This is a genomic window from Rhizobacter sp. P2_H2, assembly GCF_056403375.1.
This window is the reverse complement of the sequence record NZ_JBFUFP010001623.1, coordinates 1-816: the sequence shown is the minus strand read 5'-3', so window position 1 is coordinate 816 and position 816 is coordinate 1. Positions and strand designations below refer to the sequence as shown.

The following is an 816-nucleotide window of genomic DNA, read 5'->3' as shown; positions in this document are numbered from 1 at the left end:
AACCTCGGCAACCCGATCCTCGCCAACCGCGATGCGGCGGGTGTCGTGAGCGGCGTGTCGGTCGACCTCGCGACGCTGCTCGCGCAACGCCTGGGCGTGCCGCTGGAGCTGGTCGTCGTCGAGGCCGCGCTGCAATCRGTCGACACCGTGAAGGCGGACCGGGCCGACATCGGCTTCTTCGCGATCGACCCGCGGCGCAGCGACGGCATCGGCTTCAGCGCGCCGTACGTGCTGATCGAAGGCGCGTACCTGGTGCGCAACGAGTCGCCGCTGGCCGACAACGCGCAGGTCGACCGCGCCGGCACCCGCATCATGGTGGGCCGCGGCAGTGCCTACGACCTGTACCTGTCGCGCGAACTGAAGGCCGCGCAGCTGATGCGCACGCCCACCTCGCAGGCGGTCGTCGAGCGCTTCCTCGCCGAAGGCGCCGACGTGGCGGCAGGGGTACGCCAGCAGCTCGAATCCGATGCCGCGCGGCTGCCCGGCCTGCGCCTGCTGCCCGGGCGCTTCATGGTGATCGAGCAGGCGATGGGGCTGCCGCTGACGCGCGGCGCTGCTGCCACCGCACTGCTCGCCGGCTTCGTCGAACAGGCCAAGGCGAGCGGCTATGTCGCGCAGTCGCTGGCTCGGCACGGCATCCGCGGCGCTGCCGTCGCGCCGGCGTCAAGCTGACCCACTTGGCGAACACTYKCGGTTCGTGGGCGGGGCGGCCGGGGGSAGGCTGTGGGGGCGACTTCTGGGGCGACGGAGAAGATCGGTTTCGGGGGTGGCGCGCGCCAGCGCGCTTCGTRRACWKRCTCATCGGCTGTGTTTGAC

Annotated in this window: 1 protein-coding gene; it reads left to right on the top strand. The window is 71.7% G+C overall.

The window, feature by feature from the left end; all coding sequences use genetic code 11:
- Positions 1-672 (top strand): transporter substrate-binding domain-containing protein (locus AC1D15_RS35185; RefSeq protein ID WP_477829729.1); only part of this gene is annotated, 672 nt, incomplete at its 5' end.
- Positions 673-816: the final 144 nt, after the last annotated feature.